Genomic DNA, 18,520 nt, shown 5'->3' with positions numbered 1-18,520 from the left:
TCACCGGACGTGCAGACCGCTCCAGTCGACGTCCGCGCCGAACGGGCCGGAGCCGCCGGTGAGCGCCAGGCCATTGCCGTAGGTGGCCTTGACGTCGGCGTTGGAGTTGCGGGGCTGGTCCGGGGTCAGGTTGTCCGCCGTCAGCGACTGCCCCCAGACCGTCCAGATCGTCCACGGGGTCCGCCACAGGGTGTCCGGCTGGCGGGAGTTGACCGGCACGGCGAAGGACTCGGCCAGGATCCGCGGCTTGCCGTAGCCGGCCAGGCCGTCGTAGTAGCGCTTGGTCCACACCTCGCCGGTGCCGATCGGGTGCGCCGGGCTGCCGCTGTAGTCGTCCACCCCGACCACGTCGACGTACCGCGCACCCGGGTAGTAGTCCCACGGATCGACGCCCGGGGCGCCGTCCCAGGAGACCGGCGTCCAGGCGAACAGCAGGTTGTGCAGGCCCCTGGTCTCCACCAGGTAGTGGTAGGTGATCCGCCAGAGCGCCTGGTAGTCGGCGGGTTTGCGGCCCGACCACCAGAAGCCGCGGGCGCAGTCGGCCGCGTTCATCTCGTGGTACGGCCGCAGCAGCACCGGCACGTCGTGGGCCGCCAGGTACTCCAGGTGGTCCGCCAGGAAGGAGAGGTCCGTCAGCAGCGCGCGGTACTCGGGGGTGTCGCCGGCGCTGTCGACGACCCGGCCGAACCAGCCCGGGTCCTTCGCGCCGGGCGAGGCCGAGCAGAGCACCCGGTCGAAGGACTTCACGTCCGAGCCCGGGTACGGCTCGTGGAAGGACATCCCGACCAGTCCGGCCGGGCCGCCGCCGTTGTCGGGCAGCTCGGTGCTGGTGCCGTCGCAGTTCTTCTGGGTGCCCGACGCCCCGTAGGTGCCGTCGTCCGGGCGCGGGTGGCCGGACCAGACGGCGGTCATCAGGTCGACGGCGTCGTCGGTGTACTGCCAGCCGACCGCGCAGGCCGGCCAGCGGCCCGCCGAGTAGGAGCGCGGGTTGCCGACGCCCCAGCCGTTCTGGCCGTAGCCGGGGCCGAGGTCGGTCTCGACGAAGCCGGGCAGCCGGCCGGTGATGTCGGCGGCCTTCTTGTAGTAGTAGCCGACCGGCTTGGTCCCCCGGTAGTCCCCGTACTCGGGGTTGTAGAGCTCGTTGTGCGCCTCGACGTGCTGGCCGATCACCGTCCCGCCGGAGCGGCCGGCGCGGGCCGCGCTCTCCAGGTCGGCGAGGAGCTGCTGGACGGCCCGCGCGTTGGGCGAGGCCTGCGGGTCGCGGGCCAGCAGCTCGCGGCCGACCTCCGGCGCCAGGGTGCGCCCGGCGCCGCCCAGGGTGAGCGTGCTGCGGGCGGGCGCGTCCCGGCGGTCGCCGTCGGCCCGGCCGTCCTGGCCGGCCAGCACCACCGCGCCGGCGGCGAGCAGCGCGCCGGCCGCGGCCAGCACGGCCGGTTTGGCACGCAGCGCGCGGGGCAGGGCCACGGACACTCCTCCGGATGCTCACCGGCACCGGCCTGCGCCGTCACAACCGGAACACGTGTACGACTGACAGGCGGTGAGCCTGCCACATCCCCCGGGGCCGGGGCGAGCGGACCCGCCGGGCGCGAACCGGGGCGGGCCCGGCCGGAACCGGGCCGAACCGGGCGGACCGTCAGCCCGCCGGGGTGGCGGCCGGTGCGCCGCCCGCCACCTTGGTGCGCTGGAGGAGCTGGTTCTTCACGTGCTCGTCGAAGCCCGCGGCGGCCGCGGTCGCGGCGGCGTCCGCGGTGTTGCCGCCCTTGGCGGAGCCCTCGACGGTGAAGAAGCCGTACCGGCCCAGGGTGCCCTTGGTGTTGGTGCAGCCGGGGGTGGTGCAGAACGCCGGCGAGCCGGGGGCCGCGGCGCCCTTGAGGTGGCCGACGTAGTTCTTCACCGCGGTCTCGGCCTGCTGCTTGTGGTCGAAGACCGCGACGCCGACCGTCACCGCGCTGTCGCCGGAGACGTAGGTGGCCCGGAGCACCTGGCGGCAGCCCTGGTCACCGAGGACCTTGCCGAGGCCGCCGACCGTGGAGTTGCCGTCCCAGCAGGGCGAGTCGAGCGAAACCACGGTGCGGTTCCAGGTGGCGCCGTTGACCGTCACGGTGAGCGCCGAGAAGAGCGCCGCCGCGTCCTGCGGAGCCGGGTCGGTGGTCGCCTCCCAGAGCGGCTTCGACGGGTCCTCGGGCGTGGCGCTCGGGGTGGCCGTCGGGGACGCCTTGCCGGACGCCGTGGGCGCCGGCGGCTGGGTGGCCGCCGTGGCGGCGCCGGTGGGATCCGCGACCGGCTTCTTGTCGTCGCCCTTGTTCAGGAACAGCAGGCCGCCGGCGACCAGGCCGCCGACCACCAGGAGGGCGACCACGCCGCCGATGATCCGCGTCCGGCCCTTGCGCTTGGCCTCCGCCTCGTTCCGGTCCGCGAGGGCGGCCCAGTCCGGCTCGGCGTGCTGCGGCAGGGGCTGGGGGTGCGGGTGCTGGGGCTGCTGGGGCTGCGGCTGCCACTGGTGCTGCTGCGGCTGCGGCTGCGGCTGCGGCTGGACATGCTGCGGCTGCACCGGGGGCTGGGGCTGCGGCTGCACCGGCGCCGGCTGCTGCGGGACCGGCTGCGGGACCGGCTGCGGCACGGGCGGCTGGACCTGCTGCGGCGGCTGCGGCACGGACGGCACCGGCGGCTGGACCGGCTGCGGCGCGGGCACCGGCGGCCCGTACGAGGCGGGCGGCGGACCGAACCCGCCCGGGGCCGGCGGCACCGGCTGCGGCGCGCCGGGGTACGGCGCGGGCGGCGGGCCCTGCGGCGGCTGTCCGGGCGTGCCCGGCTGCTGGTTCTGCGCGCCACCCGGCCCGGCGGGAGGGGGCGGCTGCTGCCCCGGCGAGCCGGGTCGGCCGCTCCACTCCCCGGGCGTGCCCGTTCCGTCGCTCATGCGCCCCCCTCACTGCCTTCGGCGGCCGCTCCGCGAATCACGTCGGTGTCGACGACCCGCTGGCTCCGCTCCCTCATGAGCCGAGATCGTAGGGCATGCCCCTGACGGCGGGCCTGCCCGGTGGCCGATCCGTTTCCGAATCCGAACACCGGCCGGGCCCCGGGCAGTCCCGGCGACGCCCTGCGCCGCGGTCCGCGAAGGCCCTGGAACGACCCTGCGGCGGCCCCCGGCGCCGGCCCCCGCGGCGGGCGGCCGGGGGCCGGCCGCAGCCCCGGAACGGCCCCGGAACAGCCCGGGAAAGGCCTCTTGCCGGTACCACCTGCGATCACGTCGACACGCGACGCCGCACAACATGTGGGGTCGCATCGAGCGGACACCACTAGATGTATGCTCATCCCTGCTGTCGACGCAGGGGAACCCGGTGCGAGTCCGGGACTGCCCCGCAGCGGTGTGCGGGCGGCTCCGACAGAGCCCGCGAGTCCGAATACCTGCCGACGGCGTGCCGCCTGGCCTCCCCGCAGAGGCCTTTCGCACCAGCACCACTTCCGGGCCTCGCGGGCGGGCCGGGGATGCCACCGTCGCGCGCCGCCTCCGGGCCGGCGCGCCGTGCTCCCCTGCCCCGAACGGTCCGGCCCGAGCCACCGCCGACGCCGATCGCCGCCAGGAGAGAGCGCCTTGACCACCGCTGCCTCAGTCACCCTGCCCGCCCAGGGTTCCAGCTCCGCCCCCGTCGACCCGACGGTGTCCGACCCCGGTGGCGCACTGCTCCGGCTGCTGACCGACCGCAGCGCCGACCTCCCCCAGGTGGACCCCGGCCATGTCGCCGCCGCCGCGCTGCGCGGCCGCCACGCCGGCTCGGACTTCGCCGAGCTGCGCGGGCTGGCCGTGGACGCCGCAGCGTCGATGATCGCCGAGGACCCGCAGTACTCGAAGCTCGCCGCGCGACTGCTCGCGCTGGAGATCGTCGACGAGGCGGTGAGCCAGGGTTCGGTCACCTTCTCGGACTCGATCGCGGTCGGCCACGCCGAGGGCCTGATCGGCGACTCCACCGCCGACTTCGTCGCCAAGCACGCCACCGCCCTGAACGCGCTGATCGACCCCGAGGGCGACGGCCGCTTCGAGTACTTCGGCCTGCGCACCGTGCAGTCCCGGTACCTGCTGCGCCACCCGATCACCCGCAAGGTCGTCGAGACCCCGCAGCAGTTCCTGCTCCGCGTCGCCTGTGGTCTGGCGGTCGGCGACAACGAGCAGTCGGTGCGCGAGGTCTCCGAGCTGTACGGCCTGATGAGCCGGCTGGAGTACCTGACCTCCTCGCCGACGCTCTTCAACTCCGGCACCAAGCACCCGCAGATGTCGAGCTGCTACCTGCTGGACTCGCCGCTGGACAACCTGGACTCGATCTACTCCCGGTATGCCCAGATCGCCCGCCTCTCCAAGCACGCCGGCGGCATCGGCCTGTCCTACTCGCGGATCCGCTCGCGCGGCAGCCTGATCCGGGGCACCAACGGCAAGTCCAACGGCATCGTCCCGTTCCTGCGCACCCTCGACTCCTCGGTCGCCGCGGTCAACCAGGGCGGCCGCCGCAAGGGCGCGGCCTGCGTCTACCTGGAGACCTGGCACGCGGACATCGAGGAGTTCCTGGAGCTGCGCGACAACACCGGTGAGGAGGCGCGCCGCACCCACAACCTCAACCTGGCGCACTGGATCCCGGACGAGTTCATGCGCCGCGTCAACGCGAACGCCGACTGGTCGCTGTTCTCCCCCGCCGACGTGCCCGAGCTGGTCGACCTCTGGGGCGCCGAGTTCGACGAGGCGTACCTGAAGGCCGAGCAGGCCGGCAAGGCCGTCCGCACCATCCCGGCGCAGACCCTCTACTCCCGGATGATGCGCACCCTGGCGCAGACCGGCAACGGCTGGATGACCTTCAAGGACGCCTCCAACCGCGCCGCCAACCAGACCGCGCTGCCGGGCCGCACGGTGCACAGCTCCAACCTCTGCACCGAGATCCTGGAGGTCACGGACGACTCCGAGACCGCCGTCTGCAACCTCGGCTCGGTCAACCTCGGCGCCCACGTCGCCCCCGGTGCCACCGCCGCCGACCTGCTGAACGCGATGGACTGGGACCGCCTGGACGCCACCGTCCGCACCGCCGTCACCTTCCTCGACCGCGTGGTGGACATCAACTTCTACCCGACCCCCGAGGCCGGCGCGTCCAACTCGCGCTGGCGCCCGGTCGGCCTCGGCGTGATGGGCCTCCAGGACGTCTTCTTCCAGCTCCGCCTGGACTTCGACTCCGCCGAGGCGAAGGCCCTCTCCACCCTCATCGCCGAGCGCATCATGCTCACCGCGTACGAGCGTTCCGCCGACCTGGCCGAGCAGCTGGGCCGCCACGAGGCCTACGGCGAGACCCGCGCCGCCCGCGGCGAGCTGCACATCGACCACTTCGGTTCGGCCGCGCCGCACTGGGCCGGCCGCTGGGAGGCGCTGCGCGCCCGGATCGCCGAGACCGGTCTGCGCAACTCGCTGCTGCTCGCCATCGCCCCCACCGCCACGATCGCCTCGATCGCCGGTGTGTACGAGTGCATCGAGCCGCAGGTCTCCAACCTGTTCAAGCGCGAGACCCTCTCCGGCGAGTTCCTCCAGGTCAACCCGTACCTGGTGCGCGAGCTGAAGGAGCTCGGCGTCTGGGACCAGCAGACCCGGGACGCGCTGCGCGACGCCAACGGCTCCGTCCAGGACCTCAACTGGCTGCCCGCCGAGGTCCGTTCGCTGTACCGCACGGCCTGGGAGCTGCCCCAGCGCGCGCTGATCGACCTGGCCGCCGCCCGGATGCCGTACATCGACCAGAGCCAGTCGCTGAACCTCTTCATGGCGGCGCCCACCATCGGCAAGCTGAGCTCGATGTACGCGTACGCGTGGAAGGTCGGTCTGAAGACCACCTACTACCTGCGGTCGCGGCCCGCCACCCGGATCGCCCAGGCCGCCTCGGGCACCGCCCGCGCCGCCGCGCCGGTGCCGGTGGCGTCCCCGACCCTCAGCCCGGAGGAGGAGGCCGCGCTGGCCTGCTCCCTGGAGAACCCCGAGTCCTGCGAGGCCTGCCAGTGAGCACCACCCCCGAAGCCCGTCCCGACCGCGAGAAGATGCTGCTCGACCCCGGCTTCGAGCTGACCCTGCGGCCGATGCGGTACCCGTCGTTCTACGACCGCTACCGGGACGCGATCAAGAACACCTGGACCGTCGAGGAGGTGGACCTGCACTCCGACGTCGCCGACCTCGCCAAGCTGAGCGACGGCGAGCGGCACATGATCGGCCGGCTGGTCGCCTTCTTCGCCACCGGTGACTCGATCGTCTCCAACAACGTGGTGCTGAGCCTCTACAAGCACATCAACTCCCCCGAGGCCCGGCTCTACCTGTCCCGGCAGCTGTTCGAGGAGGCCGTGCACGTCCAGTTCTACCTGACGCTGCTCGACACCTACCTGCCCGATCCCGAGGACCGCAACGCGGCCTTCGCCGCGGTGGAGAACATCCCCTCCATCCACCAGAAGGCCCAGTTCTGCTTCAAGTACATGAACGCGGTCGACCACATCGACTCGCTGCGGAGCAAGGACGACCGCCGCGCGTTCCTCCTCAACCTGATCTGCTTCGCGGCCTGCGTCGAGGGCCTGTTCTTCTACGGCGCCTTCGCGTACGTGTACTGGTTCCGCAGCCGCGGCCTGCTGCACGGCCTCGCCACCGGCACCAACTGGGTGTTCCGGGACGAGTCCATGCACATGGACTTCGCGATGTCGGTGGTGGACACCGTCCGCGAGGAGGAGCCCGACCTCTTCGACGAGAAGATGGCCCAGCAGGTCACCGAGATGCTGGAGGAGGCCGTCGAGGCCGAGCTCCAGTTCGCCCGTGACCTCTGCGGCGAGGGCCTGCCGGGCATGAACACCGAGTCCATGCGCGAGTACCTGCAGGCAGTGGCCGACCAGCGGCTCGCCCGCCTCGGCCTGCCGATCCGCTACGGCTCCACCAACCCCTTCGGGTTCATGGAGCTGCAGAACGTCCAGGAGCTGACCAACTTCTTCGAGCGCCGGGTCTCCGCGTACCAGGTCGCCGTCGAGGGCTCGGTCTCCTTCGACGACGACTTCTAGGCCCGCCCGGTCCCGCTCCTCCGGGGGGCCGACCAACAGCCGCCGCCCCGCCCGGTGTTCGCACCGGGCGGGGCGGCGTCGTTCGCTCGTCCGAATGAAACCGCCGGGCCCCACCGGAACGGCACGCATACGGACGGTGCCGTCCCCCGCTACGGTCCGGCCACAGCCGAACGAAAGGGGCCCACCGTGCCGACCGGAATCCTCGACTACCGGAGCGACGCCATCGTCCAGCTCATGAGCATGGCGGAGGAGGACTGGACGGAGCAGGAACTCAAGGACGCGCTCCAGCGGGCGATCATGCTGGAGCTGTCCACGATCCCGCCCTACGCCACCGCGCTCTGGTCGATCACCGACCCCGACAACTCCAAGCCGGTGCGCCACACCATCCGCGAGATCGTCTTCGACGAGATGTCGCACTTCGGCCTGGTCTGCAACATGCTCACCAGCATCGGCGGCACGGTCGTCCTCACCGACCCGCTCACCGTCCCGAAGTACCCCGGTGAGCTCCCCGGCGGCGTCAACCCCGGCCTGGAGGTCTACCTGAGCGGGCTGACCCGCGATTCGGCGGGCCTGTTCGCCGACATCGAGAAGCCCGAGCACCCGCTCGCCTTCGCCGCCGACGGCAACACCATCGGCGCCTTCTACCAGCGGATCGCGAACGTCTTCCCCACCTTCGCCCACCTGCTCACCGGGCAGCGGCAGGTGAGCTTCCCGCTCGGGTCGAGCCACGGCGCCGGCAACGACATCGTCCCGATGAACACCATCGACGACGTGCTGGCCGCCATCCACGTCATCCAGTCGCAGGGCGAGGGCACGGACGCCTCGCCGGAGAACCCCTTCCCCGGTGCCCCGGGCGAACTCGCCCACTACTACGCCTTCAAGGAGATCGCCGAAGGCCGCAAGCTCGTCCTCGACGAGGGGACGAAGAAGTACGGGTTCACCGGCCCGGAGGTCCCGCTGCCGGACACCTCCCCGGTCGCCCGGGTCCCCCTGGGCGGCTGGGCCAACAGCCCCGGCAACGAGCCCGACCAGCCCACCGCCACCCTCCTGGCGACCTTCAACCAGCACTACAGCGACATGCTGTACGCCCTCGAAGGCGCCTGGGGCGACGCCGGCCCCGACTCGATCGGCCCGGCGATCGGGCAGATGGGCCAGATGCGCCGGACCGCCCAGCAGATCAACGGCGTCAAGCTGCCCGCCGCCCCCCGCTTCACCTACGGCCCGGAGTGGCTGTTCGTGCCGCGGTAGGCACCCGCGCGAAAGGGCCGGTGCGCGTGCACCGGCCCTTCCGTGACACGTCAGCCGTTCGACACCGTCGCGTACCGCGGCGTGCCCTCGGCCATCTGCCGCAGCGCGTCCTTGCGGTCCCGCTTCGACAGCTTGTCGATGTAGAGGAACCCGTACAGGTGGTCGGTCTCGTGCTGCAGGCAGCGGGCGAAGAAGCCGGTGCCCTCGACCCGGATCGGGTTGCCGTCCTTGTCCTGGCCGGTCACCGCGGCGTAGTCCGGCCGGGGCAGCTCGGCGTACGCGGTCGGCACTGACAGGCAGCCCTCGTTGCCGTCGTCCAGCACCCGCTTGCTGCCGGCCGGCAGCTCCTCCAGGACGGGGTTGATGACGTGGCCGATGTGGCGCACACCCTCGTCGTCCGGGCAGTCGTAGACGAACACCTTGAGGTCCACGCCGATCTGGTTGGCCGCCAGGCCCACGCCCTCGGCCGCGTACATCGACTGGAACATGTCGTCGATCAGCCCCGACAGCTCGCCGTCGAAGGCCGTGACGGTCTTGACCTCCCGGTGCAGCACCGGGTTGCCGTAGACGGTGATCGGACGCGCGGTGCCCTTCGAGAGGTCCGGCTCCTCGCCGACCACCTTCACCGGCTGGGCCTCACCCTGCGCGGGCTCGTGGTCGTGGTCGTGCTGGTGGTCGTGCTGCTCCGCCATCGCTGTGTGTCTTCCGCTTCCCTGGATCGTCTGGCCGTACCGACCAAGGGTAAGCGGACCACTCAGCAGACCTCTTCGAGATCCCGGTACGCGCGGGTACCGGGGGCCGCCGCCACCCAGCGGTCCAGCAGCGTACGCACCAGCAGCGCCGGAGCCGCGATCCCGCACTCCCGCTCCACCAGCCAGGACATCCCGCCGGCGCCCTGGCTCAGATGGCTCAGGTGCCCCGGGTGGGCCGCGTCCCCGTCGTCGTGCGGGTCGTGGTGCGCGGTGTGCCCGTCGTCGGAGGCCATCCGGCTCTCCGAACACGCCCGGCAGAGCAGCCGCACCGACGACGTCCAGTCCTCCGCCGCGTACCCCGCGTCCGCGACCAGCCGCTCCAGGGCGTCCCGGTCCACCGCGGTGGCGGCCTGCAGCAGCACCACGTAGGTGGGCACCGGGGAGGGCGCCCACAGCTCGATCTCGTCGAACACCGGGTACGCCACCCCGTCGGTCACCCGCTCGCCGTGCGGGGCGCCGTCGTGCAGCACCACCTCGCCCCAGCGGCGGCCCGACGAGGGCAGCGGGATGGACAGCACCTCGATGCGCGCCGGATCCAGCCGGCGCCCCCAGACCACCTCGGACTCGCCGTCCGGCGACAGCCGCACCGGCGTCGTCCCCAGGTCCAGGCTGACCGGGCCGTCCGGGTGGGCCCCGGCCCCGCCCGGCAGCCGCAGCCCGTACGCCTGCCAGGCCCGCCGCGCCAGCGGCCAGTCCTGCAGCGCCGTCGCCGTGATCCCCAGGTTCCACCAGTCGGGGGCGCCCTGCTCGCGGTCCAGCAGCGCCACCGCCCGCAGCCCGGCCGCCCGCGCCTGCTCCCAGTCCCGCCGGAACTTGTGCAGCAGCGCGAGGTTGAACCAGGAGTCCGACAGCCACGGCTCCAGATCGGCCGCCATCACCAGCAGGGCGCCCGCGTCCTCGTAGCGGCCGTCGCCGATCAGCGTGAAAGCCCGATCGGTCGTCTGCCGCCAGGTGGCGGACGGCCGGTGCCGTGCCCGGTGGAAGATCCTCACGTTCGTCCCTGCCGTCGTCGTCCGCTCAAGTCCCGTGTCCGCTCCCGCTGCCACGGGCCCGGTGCCCCGGGTCGGTGTTCCACGCTACGACCGCATCCAACCACGCCCGCCGTCGCCCGCGCTCCCCGCAGCCGGGGTTCCGGCCGCTCCCGGCCCCACCCCTACCCAGCCTGCCCGCCCCGACGCCCCGCCTCAACCCCAACCCCTGAACAGCGCCCGCCGCCCCCACCCGCCGCGCGCCCCTCCCCTACCCCCGCACCCTCACCAGCGCGTCCACGACCCGTCCGTCGTAGATCCGGCCCCGCCCCAGCCGCAGCACCTCCAGCACCTCCAGCCGCCCCACCACCTCCTCCACCCCGCGCCCGCGCGCCGCCGTCAGCAGGTCGTCGTGCGCGTTCGCCACCCGGATGATCCGGGCCGCCAGCGGCACCGCCCGCTCGTCCGGGTCGGGCCGCCCGGGCCAGGGATCGGCCAGCCGGGCGACCTGCTCGGCGACCTGCCGCGGCACCCCCGTCCGCCGGATCACCTCGCTGCCCAGCCGGGCGATCCGCTGCTGCTCCTCCTCCGGGAGCAGCGCCGTCGCCCCGTCCGGCACCGGCTCGACCAGCGACAGCTGCCCGATGTCGTGCATCAGCGCCGCGTACTCCAGCAGGGCGAGCTCGCGGGTGCTCAGCCCCAGCTCGCGGCCGACCGCGCACGCCGTGTCGGCGACCCGGCGGGCGTGGCCGTACGGGGTGTAGCCGGCCACCTCGGTGGCCTTGGCCAGGCTGGCGATGGTCTGCCCGGTGGTGGCCCGGACGGCGGCGGCCCGCCGGAACGACACCTGCGCCAGCAGCAGGGGCGCGCAGAACAGCGGAAGCGCCCAGAGCCCGACCTCGCCCGCCGCCAGGCTGACCAGCATCCCGGTGGCGGCGATCGCCGAGCCGATCCCGAACAGCGACCGCAGCTCGTCCTCCAGCGCCGCCGGGAACCGCAGCCCGCTCCGGGCCCGCCGCAGCACCGCCGCCAGGGTGGCGTCGCAGAGCGCGGCCAGCGCCGCCACCACCGTGAGGAACACCCCGTAGGCGGGGCCGTCCGCCGAGAACCGGTCGACCACTCCGCTGTTGTAGAGCGGCTGGAAGATCGCGGCCGCGAACCCGGCCCCGAGCAGCCGCCGGGCGGCGCCGTCGAGCCGGGCCCGGTCCCGCCACGGCGCCCGCCGCGGCCGCCGGGCCCCGCGGGGCAGCGCCACCGCCGGGAGCAGTGCCAGCAGCAGCCCCGCGCCGGTCACCGCGACCGCCTGGAGCACGCCGTGCGCGGTGGGCAGCCCGCGCAGCGGCCCCAGCAGGGCGTACGCCAGCGCACCGGCGGCACCGATCGGTGCCTGCTCGCGATCGCCCGGAAGAGTGATCCGGACGCACTCGCCGAGCGCGATCAGCACGGTGAACGCCAGCGCCACCCCGGGCTCGGCCATCCCGCGCACCGCCACCGCGCCGAACGAGAACGCCAGCAGCACGACGGCCGCGGCGTGCACCGCGGCCACCCCGCCGGCCGGCGGGCGGGCGCTCACGACGGTCCGGCCGTCGGCACGGTGCCGCCCTGGGCGGGCACCCGGCCCGGGCCCGGCCGCACCGGTTCGGGCACGCCCAGCGGGATGTCGGGCACCGCCCGGATGCAGTCGTCGTCGGGGGGCAGCACCGGCTGCCAGTCGTGCACGGCGAGCGCGTCGACCAGCGCCCGCACCATCACCGGGTCGAACTGGCTGCCCGAGCAGCGCTCCAGCTCGGCCACCGCCTCGGTGACCGGCCGGCCGCGCCGGTAGGACCGGGTGGAGGTCATCGAGTCGAAGGCGTCGGCGACCGAGATGATCCGGGCGAACTCGGGGATCTGCTCGCCCGCCAGCCCGCTCGGGTAGCCCCGGCCGTCCATCCGCTCGTGGTGGTGCAGGATCCCGGCGTGCGCCTCGCCGAGGAAGACGATGCCGCGCACCAGCTCGTAGCCGTGCACCGGGTGCACCTCGACGGCCCGCCGCTCGGCCTCGTCGAGGGGACCGTTCCTGCGCAGCAGCTCGGTGGCCACGCCGAGCTTGCCGACGTCGTGCAGGATGCCCGCGAACCGGAGGGTACGCAGCCGCTCGGCCTCCATGCCCAGCTGACCGGCGATCAGCACCGCGGCCTTGCCGACGCGTTCGCTGTGCCCCCGGGTGTAGGAGTCCTTGATCTCCACGGCCTGCACCAGCGCCTGGACGGTGGCCTGGTGGGCGTCCCGCTCGCGGTGGCCCTGGGCGAACACCCAGGCCGAGATGGAGAGCGGCAGCAGGGCCAGCAGCGCCGCGAAGGCCCCGTACGGGCCCTGCCAGAGCACCGCGACCATCAGCCCGCCGGCCGCGTGCACCAGCACCGGCAGCCCGAACGCGGCGACCGGGCCGAGCAGCAGGACACTCGCCCGCCGGCCCTCGGCCAGCACCAGCATGCCGCCCACCAGCACCCCGTTGGCCAGGCAGAACGCGGCCAGCGCGGCGGCCCCGGGGAGCAGCGCGGCCGGGAAGCGGGAGCCGAGCAGCAGCTGCGGTCCGGCGAGCAGGTGGAAGACCGCCGAGGCGGCGAAGGCGGAGAGGGCGAGCTGGGCGCCGTTCCACACCTGGCGCCGGCGGCAGTCCGGCTCGGTGTCGCCGAACAGCGCGATCGGCACCGCGACCAGGGCGGCGGCGGCCGGGGCGAGCATCAGCACCCCGGCGAACAGCACCGGGAAGAAGGCGTTGGCCAGGGGCCGGGCCGGTGGCCGGGAGGGCAGCGGCGGCCGGCCCAGCAGGGCCCGGAGCAGCCGTCGGCAGGGGGTGGGCTGGCCCTGCGCCAGCGATTCCCAGCAGCCGTGCAGAAAGGCCAGCAGGCCGACCTTGGGCCAGTCCACCGGAGCGCCGAGCCAGCGTGGCACGGCGGCCGGGACGGGCCCCGGCAGCAGGGGCAGCAGGCAGCAGAGCGCCGCCACCGGGACGGCCACGAGGTAGCACACCGCGCCCGTCGGCAGGTCCGTTCCTCCACTGTCGGTAGCGATCTCGACCTCCCCGCCGTCCTGGCCCGCTCCGCGCTCAGCGCACCGGGCTACCGGCGGTGAGCGTCCGTCAGGAGGATAGGCCGCTGTTCCGGCGTCGGGGCGCATGATCGCGGAATGCCGCAGTTGGCGCACCACCAACTCACTCGAACGAGTGAGGGCGCCCGCAAGCAGAGACGGAGCGACCCCCGGAGCGCACGCTCCGGGGGTCGCCTGGTCCTCGGGTGGACGGCCCGCCGTGGGACGGCGGCGCGCTCACTCCGCCGGAGCGCCCGCCTCGACCGGCGTACCGGGCCTGGCCGCCGCCTCGGCGGAGGCCTTCGCGGGCGGCCGGCCCTGCTCGCTGTCGCCGTGCGCCTCGGCCGCGGCGTCCACGGCGACCACCACCGCCTCGCCGGAGCGCTGCCCGGCCCGGATCGAGTCGATCCTGGCCAGCACCTTGCCCCGCAGGTCGGCCGGGGTGTCGTCGCAGCCGCAGCACCGCTTGATCAGCGCCTTGATGGCCTGCTCCAGGCCGTACTTCTCCAGGCAGGGCGAGCACTCCTCGAAGTGCACCCGCAACTTGTCGTAGTCGCCCTCGGCCATCTCGTTGTCGAGGAATTCGTAGAGGTGGTCGAGGACCTCGCCACACTCGGTGTCGTGCGGATCGCCGCAGCTCATGAGCCCGAGCCCTTCGCTTCCTGCCCTGCCCCGCTGCCGGCCGGGACCAGCCCGCGCTCACGGGCGTAGTCCTCCAGCATGCCGCGCAGCTGACGGCGGCCGCGGTGCAGCCGGGACATCACCGTACCGATGGGAGTACCCATGATGTCCGCGATCTCCTTGTACGCAAAGCCCTCGACGTCCGCGAGATAGACGGCGATGCGGAACTCCTCCGGGATGGCCTGGAGGGCGTCCTTCACATCGCTGTCCGGGAGGTGGTCGAGCGCCTGGGTCTCGGCCGAGCGCAGACCCGTCGACATGTGCGACTCGGCCCGGGCCAGCTGCCAGTCCTCGATCTCCTCGGCGGCGGTCCGCTGGGGCTCCCGCTGCTTCTTGCGGTACGAGTTGATGAACGTGTTGGTGAGGATGCGGTACAGCCAGGCCTTGAGGTTGGTGCCCTCGCGGAACTGGTGGAACGACGCGTACGCCTTCGCGAACGCCTCCTGGAGGAGGTCCTCCGCATCGGCCGGATTGCGGGTCATCCGCAGCGCGGCGGAGTACATCGGATCCAGGTAGCCCAGGGCGTCGCGCTCGAAGCGCTCCCGCCGGGCCGCCTCGCTCTCCGCCGCGGACACCCGGAAGGTGTCCTCACCGATCGCCTCGGCCAGCTCCTCACCGGTGAGCGCCTCGCCCGCGGGCAGGCTCTCCTCCGGGCCCCGGCCCGGCTCGGCCTCGTGCTCGGTCCCGACGACCGGACCCACCTCCTCGGCATGGCCGCCCACAGCGGGCCGCCCCGAAATGGAGGATATCGGGCTGACGGGCTTCTCGCCCGCGGCAATCCACTCCGACCAGGAGGGGGTGAAGGCCGCGGAGGCCTCGCGCTCCTCCGGCCGCTCGGGGCACGCGATCGAACCCATCTGTGCTGCCTTCCGTCCGGGACTCAAGCTGACGAGGGTGTCAACCATGCCGAGGGCGCCCGCATTCCCGGCCCCCGGCAGGTTTTCACCCGCACGGGTGAGCGGTTCGCGACCGTGCGTTCCCGGGCGGCTCAGAGCAGCCCGAGCACCCAGTCGCCGACCGCCCCGGTGATCAGCTCCAGCACCTCGTCCTGCCCGGTGGGCGCCCGCTTCGGCACCTCGAAGCCGTGGCTGCCGTAGGGCACCGGCACCATCCGGTGCCCGGCCGGCAGCGCCGGGAACTCGGCGGGCCCGCCGAACGGATCCGCCACGCTCTGCACCACCAGCGTCGGCAGCCCCGACTCCAGCAGCTCCCCGGCCCGGCTCTTCTCCGGCTTGCCCGGCGGGTGCAGCGGGAACGCCAGCGCCACCACCCCGGCCGCGCCGGTGGCGGCGCCCGTCCGGCAGGCCACCCGGGCCCCGGCGCTGCGCCCGCCGACGACCAGCGGCACCCCCTGCCCGGCGAGGCGCTCGGCGACCGGCGTCCACCCGGTGTCCAGCGTCCTGGGCGCCGGCCCCAGCCGCTTCCCGGCCACCCGCCAGGGCTGCTCGACCAGTGCCACCGTGATCCCGCGCGGCGGCAGCGCCGCGGCCAGCGCCACCAGGTCGCGCGCGCCGATCCCGCCGCCGGCGCCGTGGCCGAGCGCGAGCAGCGCCTTCGGCGCGGCCGCCGGGTGGTAACTGATCCGGGCGTCCCCGGCGGGGGTGGGGACGAGTTCCTGCGTCACGGCGTGGACTCCAGTGCTCGGAGAGCGGTGCCGACGAGGCGCGCCGGCGGGAAGCGGTGCTCGGAAGAAGTCAGAAGAGGGTGGTCTCGTGCTCGGCCTCGACCCACGGCCGGGTCAGCTCGGGACCGTTGTTGCGGATGCTGCCGACCGCCGGCGAGACCGGCGTGGCCAGCAGCGCGCCGGGCGGCGGCGGGACCAGCAGCGGGCGTATCGCGTCCGGGTCCACCAGGCCCGGGTCCAGCCAGTCGTCGTAGGACTCCCGGTCCAGGAAGAGCGGCATCCGCTCGTGGATCGGGGCCAGCAGCTCCTCCGCCTCGGTGGTGACGACGGTGAAGGTCACCAGCCAGGCCTCCGGGTGGTCCGCGGGCACCGCCCGGTTGCGCCAGAACTCGTACAGCCCGGCCAGCGCCAGCGGGCCGCCGTCGGCCCGGGAGACGAAGAACGGCTTCTTCCGGGGCTTGCCGCGCTCGCCCGGCAGGGTCTGCCACTCGTAGTAGCCGTCGACCGGCAGGATGCACCGCCGGGAGGCGAGGGCCTGCCGGTACGAGGGCTTCTCGTGCACCGTGTCCGAGCGGGCGTTGATCATCTTCACCGCGGTCTCGGGCGACTTCGCCCACTGCGGCACCAGGCCCCAGCGCAGCACCCGCAACTGCCGGACCGGGGCCGGCTCACCCCTGCGCTGCCGTTCCAGCACCACGAAGGCGCGCTCGGTCGGCGCGACGTTCCAACTGGGTGCCAGCGTCTCGACCGGGTCCCACTGCTGGACGCCGAAGAGCTCGACGAGGTCCTCGGGCCGGAGGCTGGAGGCGAAGCGACCGCACATGCCGTCAGCTTGCCACGACCACCGCTCTCAGCACTTCCTCATCCCGAAGTGCGAACCGCGGCCTCCCGCCCGGCCGTCCCCGCATGGGAGGCTGCCACCCGGGCCGGCCGACCGCGGCCGCCCCGGACCGGGCCGGACGAGAACGGGAGCGGGCATGGACGCACAGAGCATCGGCGAGGTGTGGGACCGCGTCACCGGCACCCAGCCCGCCCCGCCGGGCTGGCTCACCCTGGCCACCGGCGCCGCCGCCCTGCTCCTGGTGGCGGCCCGCCCGCTCTGGCGGTTCGCCCGCAACGCGATCACCATCGCCCACGAGGGCGGACACGGCCTGGCCGCCCTGGCCACCCGCCGCAAGCTCGCGGGCATCCGGCTGCACTCGGACACCTCCGGCCTCACCCTCTCCTACGGCCGCCCCACCGGGCCGGGCATGGTGCTCACCGCCGCCGCCGGCTACTGCGCCCCCGCCCTGCTCGGCCTCGGCTGCGCCGCACTGCTCGCGGCCGACCGGATCACCCTGCTGCTCTGGCTCGCGATAGCCCTGCTGCTGGCCCTGCTGGTCCGGATCCGCAACGCCTTCGGCTTCCTCACCGTGCTGCTCGCCGGCGCCGCCTTCTTCCTGGTCTCCTGGTTCGGCAGCACCGACGTCCAGGCCGGCTTCGCCTGCCTCGGCAGCTGGTTCCTGCTGCTCGGCGCCGTCCGCCCGGTCCTGGAGCTGCAGCACCAGCGCCGGCGCGGCCAGGGCGGGGACTCCGACGCCGACCAGCTCGCCCGGCTCACCGGCGTTCCCGGGCTCGCCTGGGTGTTCCTCTTCCTGGTCACCGCGCTGGCCTGCCTGGGTCTCGGCGCGAGCTGGCTGCTGTCCCCGCTGTGAGCCGCGGGGCCGACGGTGCCCCGCCGACCGGCCCGTCCCGCCATCCGGCCGCGGAGCGGACAGTTCCCGTACGGCCCCTAAACTTGCCCCATGACCGAGACCCTGTGGCCCGCCCCCGTCGCGACCACCCCCGTTGACGCCACCGTCACCATCCCCGGCTCCAAGTCGGTCACCAACCGGGCTCTGGTGCTGGCCGCCCTCTCCACCGAACCCGGCTGGGTGCGGCGCCCGCTGCGCAGCCGCGACTCCCAGCTGATGGCCGACGGCCTGCGGGCGCTCGGGGTCGGCATCGAGGAGCAGGTCAACAACGACTCCGGCGGCCTCGGCGGCGGGGAGGCCTGGCGGGTCATCCCGGCCCCCGCACTGCGCGGCCCGGCCTCCGTGGACGTCGGCAACGCGGGCACGGTCATGCGCTTCCTCCCCCCGCTCGCCGTCCTCGCCGACGGCCCGGTGCACTTCGACGGCGACCCGCGCAGCTACGAGCGCCCCCAGCACGGCGTGATCAACGCCCTGCGCGCGCTCGGCGCCCGGATCGACGACGGCGGCCGCGGCGCCTTCCCGCTCACCGTGCACGGCACCGGCGCGCTGGACGGCGGCGTGGTGGAGCTGGACGCCTCCTCCTCCTCGCAGTTCGTCTCCGCCCTGCTGCTCTCCGGCGCCCGGTACAACCAGGGCGTCGAGGTCCGCCACGTCGGCGGGCCGGTCCCCTCGCTGCCGCACATCCGGATGACGGTCGAGATGCTGCGGCTGGCCGGCGCCCAGGTGGACGCCCCGGAGGACGGCGGCGAGAAGGACGTCTGGCGGGTCACCCCCGGCGCCCTGCTCGGCCGCGACATGGTGGTCGAGCCGGACCTCTCCAACGCGGCGCCGTTCTTCGCCGCCGCCCTGGTCACCGGCGGTCGGGTGACCGTCCGCGACTGGCCGAAGCACACCACCCAGCCCGGCGACCAGCTGCGCGACATCTACACCCGGATGGGCGGCGTCTGCGAGTTCACCGACGAGGGCCTGCAGTTCACCGGCACCGGCCGGATCCACGGCATCGAGGCGGACCTGCACGACGTCGGCGAGCTCACCCCGGTGATCGCCGCCGTCGCCGCGCTCGCCGACTCCGAGTCCCACCTGTACGGCATCGCGCACCTGCGGATGCACGAGACGGACCGGCTGGCCGCGCTGGCCAAGGAGATCAACGACCTCGGCGGCGACGTCACCGAGACCGAGGACGGCCTGCGGATCCGCCCGCGCGCGCTGCGCGGCGGCGTGTTCCACACCTACGAGGACCACCGCCTGGCCACCGCGGCCGCGGTGATCGGGCTGGCCGTCGAGGGGGTCCAGGTGGAGAACGTGGCCACCACCGCCAAGACCTTGCCGGACTTCCCGAGGATGTGGGACGAGTTGCTCGGCGGAGCAGTGGTGGGCGGCTGAGCGGGA

Annotated in this window: 15 protein-coding genes and 1 riboswitch; of the genes, 5 read left to right on the top strand and 10 right to left on the bottom strand. The window is 73.8% G+C overall.

Going from position 1 to position 18,520, the window contains the following annotated elements:
- Together ACIF6L_RS17695 and ACIF6L_RS17690 are read right to left on the bottom strand one after the other, a co-directional pair.
- Positions 1-1,464, bottom strand: coding sequence for a glycoside hydrolase family 26 protein (locus ACIF6L_RS17695; RefSeq protein WP_396488390.1), 1,464 nt, complete (start codon positions 1,462-1,464; stop codon positions 1-3).
- A 169-nt stretch (positions 1,465-1,633) separates the two neighbouring features.
- Entirely contained in the window at positions 1,634-2,917 is a 1,284-nt protein-coding gene (locus ACIF6L_RS17690) for a hypothetical protein (protein ID WP_396488388.1), read from the bottom strand.
- Between the two features lie 370 nt (positions 2,918-3,287).
- Positions 3,288-3,428: riboswitch (cobalamin riboswitch) on the top strand.
- Between the two features lie 188 nt (positions 3,429-3,616).
- Here ACIF6L_RS17690 and ACIF6L_RS17685 point away from each other — a divergent pair.
- From ACIF6L_RS17685 to ACIF6L_RS17675, 3 genes are all read left to right on the top strand, one after another.
- The gene (locus tag ACIF6L_RS17685) at positions 3,617-6,022 is read left to right on the top strand and encodes a ribonucleoside-diphosphate reductase subunit alpha (protein ID WP_352293134.1); all 2,406 of its coding nucleotides are present in this window, start codon (positions 3,617-3,619) and stop codon (positions 6,020-6,022) included.
- 35 nt (positions 6,023-6,057) lie between these two features.
- Entirely contained in the window at positions 6,058-7,053 is a 996-nt protein-coding gene (locus tag ACIF6L_RS17680; RefSeq protein WP_329492241.1) for a ribonucleotide-diphosphate reductase subunit beta, read from the top strand.
- A 186-nt stretch (positions 7,054-7,239) separates the two neighbouring features.
- Positions 7,240-8,301 carry a ferritin-like protein gene (locus ACIF6L_RS17675; protein ID WP_329489534.1) on the top strand — a complete coding sequence of 354 codons (1,062 nt, stop codon included), beginning with the start codon at positions 7,240-7,242 and terminating at the stop codon, positions 8,299-8,301.
- A gap of 50 nt (positions 8,302-8,351) precedes the next feature.
- On the opposite strand, the gene def is transcribed toward ACIF6L_RS17675, so the two are convergent.
- The 8 genes from def to ACIF6L_RS17635 all read right to left on the bottom strand — a co-directional run bounded on the left by def (position 8,352) and on the right by ACIF6L_RS17635 (position 16,221).
- Positions 8,352-8,993 carry a peptide deformylase gene (gene def / locus ACIF6L_RS17670; RefSeq protein ID WP_352293088.1) on the bottom strand — a complete coding sequence of 214 codons (642 nt, stop codon included), beginning with the start codon at positions 8,991-8,993 and terminating at the stop codon, positions 8,352-8,354.
- Positions 8,994-9,055: 62 nt separating this feature from the next.
- Complete coding sequence (locus ACIF6L_RS17665) at positions 9,056-10,045, bottom strand: tetratricopeptide repeat protein (protein WP_396488385.1); 990 nt, start codon at positions 10,043-10,045, stop codon at positions 9,056-9,058.
- A gap of 247 nt (positions 10,046-10,292) precedes the next feature.
- Positions 10,293-11,594 carry an HD domain-containing protein gene (locus ACIF6L_RS17660; RefSeq protein ID WP_352293086.1) on the bottom strand — a complete coding sequence of 434 codons (1,302 nt, stop codon included), beginning with the start codon at positions 11,592-11,594 and terminating at the stop codon, positions 10,293-10,295.
- Positions 11,591-13,024, bottom strand: a complete 1,434-nt coding sequence (locus ACIF6L_RS17655; protein ID WP_329489530.1) for an HD-GYP domain-containing protein — start codon at positions 13,022-13,024, stop codon at positions 11,591-11,593. The genes ACIF6L_RS17660 and ACIF6L_RS17655 overlap by 4 nt, the downstream gene beginning before the upstream one ends.
- Before the next feature lie 306 nt (positions 13,025-13,330).
- Positions 13,331-13,735, bottom strand: a complete 405-nt coding sequence (gene rsrA / locus ACIF6L_RS17650; protein ID WP_329489529.1) for a mycothiol system anti-sigma-R factor — start codon at positions 13,733-13,735, stop codon at positions 13,331-13,333.
- Positions 13,732-14,475: a sigma-70 family RNA polymerase sigma factor gene (locus ACIF6L_RS17645; RefSeq protein ID WP_380391665.1), complete on the bottom strand. Its 744-nt coding sequence runs from the start codon at positions 14,473-14,475 to the stop codon at positions 13,732-13,734. The genes rsrA and ACIF6L_RS17645 overlap by 4 nt, the downstream gene beginning before the upstream one ends.
- Positions 14,476-14,762: 287 nt before the next feature.
- Positions 14,763-15,398 carry an alpha/beta family hydrolase gene (locus tag ACIF6L_RS17640; RefSeq protein ID WP_329489527.1) on the bottom strand — a complete coding sequence of 212 codons (636 nt, stop codon included), beginning with the start codon at positions 15,396-15,398 and terminating at the stop codon, positions 14,763-14,765.
- Between the two features lie 70 nt (positions 15,399-15,468).
- Complete coding sequence (locus ACIF6L_RS17635) at positions 15,469-16,221, bottom strand: SOS response-associated peptidase (RefSeq protein WP_329489526.1); 753 nt, start codon at positions 16,219-16,221, stop codon at positions 15,469-15,471.
- Positions 16,222-16,375: 154 nt separating this feature from the next.
- Here ACIF6L_RS17635 and ACIF6L_RS17630 point away from each other — a divergent pair, with 154 nt between their 5' ends.
- Positions 16,376-17,092, top strand: a complete 717-nt coding sequence (locus ACIF6L_RS17630; protein WP_352293079.1) for a M50 family metallopeptidase — start codon at positions 16,376-16,378, stop codon at positions 17,090-17,092.
- Between the two features lie 90 nt (positions 17,093-17,182).
- Positions 17,183-18,514, top strand: coding sequence for a 3-phosphoshikimate 1-carboxyvinyltransferase (gene aroA / locus ACIF6L_RS17625; protein WP_352293076.1), 1,332 nt, complete (start codon positions 17,183-17,185; stop codon positions 18,512-18,514).
- Positions 18,515-18,520: the final 6 nt, after the last annotated feature.

Origin of the sequence: Kitasatospora sp. NPDC086009 (genome assembly GCF_044540385.1) — a bacterium.
GTDB lineage: Bacteria > Actinomycetota > Actinomycetes > Streptomycetales > Streptomycetaceae > Kitasatospora.
This window is presented reverse-complemented; position numbering and strand designations above follow the sequence as displayed.

Excerpts from the sequence above, each read along its gene's own strand:
- rsrA (WP_329489529.1), bottom strand. The coding sequence starts at position 13,735 with ATGAGCTGCGGCGATCCGCACGACACCGAGTGTGGCGAGGTCCTCGAC.
- ACIF6L_RS17680 (WP_329492241.1), top strand. The coding sequence starts at position 6,058 with ATGCTGCTCGACCCCGGCTTCGAGCTGACCCTGCGGCCGATGCGGTAC.
- aroA (WP_352293076.1), top strand. The coding sequence starts at position 17,183 with ATGACCGAGACCCTGTGGCCCGCCCCCGTCGCGACCACCCCCGTTGAC.
- def (WP_352293088.1), bottom strand. The coding sequence starts at position 8,993 with ATGGCGGAGCAGCACGACCACCAGCACGACCACGACCACGAGCCCGCG.
- ACIF6L_RS17635 (WP_329489526.1), bottom strand. The coding sequence starts at position 16,221 with ATGTGCGGTCGCTTCGCCTCCAGCCTCCGGCCCGAGGACCTCGTCGAG.
- ACIF6L_RS17630 (WP_352293079.1), top strand. The coding sequence starts at position 16,376 with ATGGACGCACAGAGCATCGGCGAGGTGTGGGACCGCGTCACCGGCACC.
- ACIF6L_RS17690 (WP_396488388.1), bottom strand. The coding sequence starts at position 2,917 with ATGAGCGACGGAACGGGCACGCCCGGGGAGTGGAGCGGCCGACCCGGC.